The 5,465-nt window shown below is 58.4% G+C and carries 2 protein-coding genes; both read left to right on the top strand.

Annotated features, from left to right (window positions below):
* The first annotated feature begins 168 nt into the window (after positions 1-168).
* The gene (locus HMPREF1022_RS03740) at positions 169-1,908 is read left to right on the top strand and encodes a methyl-accepting chemotaxis protein (RefSeq protein ID WP_009301960.1); all 1,740 of its coding nucleotides are present in this window, start codon (positions 169-171) and stop codon (positions 1,906-1,908) included.
* Positions 1,909-2,708: 800 nt separating this feature from the next.
* Positions 2,709-4,829 (top strand): methyl-accepting chemotaxis protein, encoded by a 2,121-nt coding sequence (locus HMPREF1022_RS03735; RefSeq protein WP_009301959.1) that lies wholly within the window; start codon positions 2,709-2,711, stop codon positions 4,827-4,829.
* Positions 4,830-5,465: the final 636 nt, after the last annotated feature.

Below are 5,465 nucleotides of genomic sequence, written 5' to 3'. Positions count from 1 at the left end.
GAGAGAGAGAGAGTAACCGTTTTCTTCGCGGGTAGAGATATTTTCTCCAATGGGAGAAGCCGTCGCCTATGGGTATTTTGTCCATAGGCGGCGGCTTCTTTTTTTGGCGCCTCTTTTCCCGCCAAACGTCCCTGGCGTCCCAACCATTTCACCTGGAGGCAGAAAAAAATGAAACTGTCGGTAAAAATCGCCGTGAGCATGGGCGCGCTGGCCGCCCTCATGGCTGTTCTGGGCATCTACCTGATTATGCAGATGTCCAAAGTCAATGACGTTGCGACGGGGATGAGCCAGCGCCAGATGCCGCTGGTGGAACAGATGGGCGTCATCAATAACGCCGCCTCGGAATACCGCCTGGCCGAAGTGCTGCATATTTACGCCACAGACCCCGCGCGAATGCGGGAGTATGAAAAGCAACAGCAGAAGTGGATGAAAGTCATCGCCGACGGGGTCCAGAAGAGCGAGAACATGATCATCACCCCCCGGACCAGAGAGATTTTCCAGACCTATCTGGCGGCCCGGCAAAAATACCGCGAAGAATCCCAAAAAGTGCTTGAACTTTCGCGGGGGCTGCATACGGAACAGGCCGTCACGCTGCTGCTCGGGGAATCCTTCAAGCAGTACAATCTGATGAGCACGGCTTTGGACAACACCATCAACGCCATCAGGCAACAGGTCAAGCAGGTCAACGATGACGCCGACGTCATGTACGGCAACTCGCGGCTGACCGGCATTATTTTGATCGTGGCGGCCATTCTGATTGCCGTCATCCTGACCCTGCTGCTGGTGCGCAATACCATTCGCCAGTTGGGCAAAGACCCCGGCGAACTCAACGGCATCGCTCACCGCGTGGTGGAGGGCGACTACAATATTGACGACGGCGGCAAAAAGCTGGGCGTCTACGGGGCCATTGTGGAGATGGTCAACGCCCTGAAGCAGCATATTGAAAACGCCCGGCGCGAGTCGGAGAACGCCAGGGAGCAATCCGCCAAAGCCCAGGAGGCCATGGCCCAGGCCGAGGCCGCGAGCCAGGAAGCCCAGGCCAAAACCGAGGCCATGCTTGTGGCCGCCGACAAGCTGGAACAGGTGGGCAGCGTGGTCTCCTCCGCCTCCACCGAGCTTTCCGCCCAGATCGAACAATCCGACCGGGGCGCGGCCGAATCCGCCCAGCGCCTGTCCGAGGCGGCCACGGCCATGAACGAAATGAACGCCACTGTCCAGGAAGTCGCCAAGAACGCCGGTTCCGCCTCCGCCGCTTCCGCCGATACCAAGCAGAAAGCCGAGGCCGGGTCCCAGGTGGTGGAAAAGGCCGTGCAGAGCATTGGGCAAGTCCATCAGATGTCCCTGGAACTCAAGAGCGACATGGTCCAGCTCAACGAGCACGCCCAGGACATCACCCGGATTATGGGCGTGATCTCGGACATCGCGGACCAGACCAACCTTCTGGCGCTGAATGCCGCCATTGAGGCCGCCCGCGCGGGCGAGGCCGGGCGCGGTTTCGCCGTGGTGGCCGACGAAGTGCGCAAGCTGGCGGAAAAAACCATGGCCTCCACCAATGACGTGGGCAACGCCATCAAGGCCATCCAGGAAAGTACGGCCAAGAGCATGGAAGGCGTGGACAATGCCGTGGAACGCATCGGCGAAGCCACGGAGCTTGCCGGGCAATCCGGCGCGGCCCTGGAAGAAATCGTCGCCACCGTTGAAGCCACGGCGGACCAGGTCAATGCCATTGCCACGGCCAGCGAGGAGCAGTCCGCCGCCAGCGAGGAAATCAACCAGTCCATTGTCCAGGTCAACGACATGTCCCGCCAGACCGCCGAGGCCATGGCCGAAGCCGCCAAGGCCGTGTCCGATCTGGCCGCCCAGGCCCAGGGCCTGACCAATCTGATCCAGGAATTGAAAGAAGCATAACAACACTGTTGCGGCCGGGGGCAGCGCATCTTCACCCCGGCCGCACGCGGGCGCGTGTGGACAGTCAGTGCGTGCCCTGCGGCGCACTCTGACGTGGACAGCGGGGTGCGCCGCTCACAGGCCGGGCGTCATTGACGCCCGTCTTCATTTTGGCGGGGTTGTTTTCACGAAATCCAAACAAAAATGTATTCTTAACATATTAAAAAATTTCCCTTGCTTCCGCGTTCAACCCGCGATAAATCGACAAAAAAAGAGCGAGGATTGCGCGGCGTTTGCCGCATAGTCACGAGCACAGGAAAATTCTCCGGCTTTGGATGGGATCATTATGAATGAGTCATGTATTGCCGGTTTTTTCGTGTGCCTGACGGTCACCTCGGGCCGTGAGCTTTTTTCTCTCTCGAGGCGAGAGAGCCGCAAGCGACGCAAGCCCTCTTCCGTATATTCCTTAAAGGATTGCATTCCCCATGCCGGGGGGATGCAACCCTTTTTTTATTTTACGGCCGGTCTTTTTCACCGGCCGCCACACCGCACCCCGACCACTCTGCAAGGTCAAAAGGAGATGCATGAAGCGGTAATCCTGCCCTCAACAGAAACGGCATGGCAATATTCGTGTTCCGCCAAAACCGCCCACCAAGGCATGCCCGCGCGGACCTGACCCAGGAGTCGGGAGCAAGCCTGAAAACGCCCGGCTGTGCGTGAGAAAGCGCGGCGTCCAGCGGGAACGCCGCCGACGCTGTTTTTTCTCTCCGCGCCGTCCGTGCCGTACCGCGAAGAACGACTTCGCAACTCGGGGAATTTCAATGAAAAATTGTAAAATCTGGCTGAAAATGGCCCTGGGCCTCGGCACGATCATTACGTTGATCGTCGTGCTCAGCGTCCTCTCATCATCCCTGCTGGGACAGGTGGATGACCAACTGCAAAACATCACAGAGGAATATCTGCCCCAGCAGAATATCGCCGCCAAACTCAACGACGATATCAAGCTCATTCCGTCGCTGATGAACGAATACCTGCTCTCCGGCCAGAATGAGCCCTATGCCAGGCTGGAGAGCGTGTTCGCCGACGTGCGCAAAAATTTTGCCGACATGGAGGCCCTGCTGGCGAAATATCCGCACCTGAACGCCGGGCGCACTGTTCAGGCCCAGGCATCTTACGAACGGTTGGAAAAAACCCTCCGGGATTCGCACGACACCAATGAGACCTTCATAGGCCTGCGCGCTTCGCTGGAAGCCGCGGAATCCGGCGTGCTCAAGCTCGTGGAAGAATTCGTCAGCGTACAGAGCGCGGTACAGAACAAGGGCCTGGAAGAGCAGAACCTCTCGGAACTCCTCAGGGTGACGCCTCTGATCCGGGAGGCCAACGGCATCCTGGACGATGTCAACATCATCCGCGCGAGCATGCTGCGCGGCCTCGCCGATGGAAACCGGAGCTATTCCCTGGACAATGTGTCCGCGAGATTCCCGACCCTGCTCAAACGCGTGGACGAACTGGCGGCGCGACTCATCTATCCCAAGCCGCAGGAGATATTGAAGCAGGCGCGTGCCGGTATTGTGGATTTCCGGGAAGTGCAGAACAAAATGCAGACCCTCTGGGCTCAGCAGGAAGAACTGACCAAGGCGCGCGGTCCGGCCCGTGAAGAAGCGCTGCGGCTTATCGGCGAGATCGCCGACACCGCCGCCTCCCTCCAGAACAAGGCCCTGGAGCGGGTTTCCACAGCCGCGGGCAATGCGTCGCGGGTAACCCTGATCATCTGCCTCGTCACCCTGCTGCTCACCCTGGGCATCGGCATTGCCCTGACCCGTTCCATCACCAGGCCCGTGGCCCAAGCCCTGCGCTTCGCCCAGGACGTGGCCGGGGGGCGCCTGGACCAGCGTCTGGCGCTGGACCGCAAGGATGAAATCGGCCAGCTCTCCGTGGCCCTGGACAGTATGGTCGATGCCCTGAACGAAAAGATCAACGACGCCGAGAAAAAATCCCAGGAAGCCGAGGAGCAGTCCCGGAAGGCCCTGGTAGCCATGCGCCAGGCCGAAAAAGCCGGGCAGGAGGCACGGACCAAAAGCCAGGCCATGCTGGTGGCCGCCGACAAACTGGAAACCGTGGGCAATGTGGTTTCCTCCGCTTCCACCCAGCTTTCCGCCCAGATCGAACAGTCCGACCAGGGTGCGAGCGAGGCCGCGCAACGCCTGGCAGAAGCGGCCACGGCCATGAATGAAATGAACGCCACTGTTCAGGAAGTCGCCAAAAACGCGGGGGCGGCCTCCACTGCCTCGGCCGAAACCAAGGAAAAAGCCGAGGCCGGAGCCCAGGTGGTGGAAAAGGCCGTGCAGAGCATCGGGCAGGTCCATCAGATGTCCCTGGAACTCAAGAGCGATATGGCCCAACTTAACGCGCACGCCCAGGACATCACCAGGATTATGGCCGTGATCTCGGACATCGCGGACCAGACAAACCTGCTGGCCCTGAACGCGGCCATTGAAGCGGCCCGCGCGGGCGACGCCGGGCGCGGCTTTGCCGTGGTGGCCGACGAGGTGCGCAAACTGGCTGAAAAGACCATGGCTTCCACCAATGACGTAGGCAATGCCATCAAGGCCATCCAGGAGAGCACGGCCAAAAGCATGGGCGGCGTGGACCAGGCCGTGGAGCGCATCGGCGAAGCCACGGAACTTGCCGGCCGCTCCGGCCAGGCTCTGGAGGAGATAGTGTCAACCGTGGAACTCACGGCGGACCAGGTCAACGCCATTGCCACGGCCAGCGAGGAACAGTCCGCCGCTTCCGAAGAGATCAACCACTCCATCGTCCAGGTCAACGACATGGCTAAACAGACCGCCGAGGCTATGGCCGAAGCCGCCAAAGCCGTGTCCGATCTGGCCGCCCAGGCACAGAGCCTGACCAATCTGATCCAGGAGCTGAAAAAAGCATAACGAGTTCAATATGGCGGCCGGATCTCCTCTTCCGGCTGTTAAGAAGGGCGCTCCGCAACAGTCGGCGGAGCGCCCTTCTTATTTTTATATCCGCTTAATTTACGAAATATAATAATTAATTCCTCGAAGGGCCAAATTTCTATCCCAGATAAACATTATGATAACCATTTGAAATATATTATAATAAATTTATGCGATTTTTCTGTTTTTTACTTTATTTTACAAATATTACATTTTGTACTAAAGATAGTTCACATTTTCACGATATACAGTTGTAACCATACGCCATTCCTTGAGCGCGTCCAAAACGGGCCGCACAAGAGCGGCGGCGGAAGTGTGGATAACGGTATTTCGGGCGATAAACCCGGAAATCAGAAAAAATGATATTTCAGGCCGTTGGTCCGTGCCTGGCAGCGCTCAAAGCTGTCCGCCACGCTCAGGAGTGTCATGAGACAGATAACGAAACAAGCTCTTTCCTTACACCACTGTGACGCCGGTCAGCCTTTGGCTTGCGAAGCGCTTTGTTGCGGCAGAGAGAGAGAGAGAGAGAGAGAGAGAGAGAGAGAGAGAGAGAGAGAGAGAGAGAGAGACGACGACGACGACGACGACGTACGTACGTTACGTTACGTTACTTAC

It is taken from the genome of Desulfovibrio sp. 6_1_46AFAA (genome assembly GCF_000224635.1).
Lineage (GTDB): Bacteria > Desulfobacterota > Desulfovibrionia > Desulfovibrionales > Desulfovibrionaceae > Desulfovibrio > Desulfovibrio fairfieldensis.
Note: the sequence above shows the minus strand (reverse complement) of the source record. Positions and strands in the feature narration are given on the sequence as shown.

What these genes read in the sequence shown, in the direction of transcription:
- HMPREF1022_RS03735 (WP_009301959.1), top strand. Translation starts at nt 2,709, where the DNA reads ATGAAAAATTGTAAAATCTGGCTGAAAATGGCCCTGGGCCTCGGCACG.
- HMPREF1022_RS03740 (WP_009301960.1), top strand. Translation starts at nt 169, where the DNA reads ATGAAACTGTCGGTAAAAATCGCCGTGAGCATGGGCGCGCTGGCCGCC.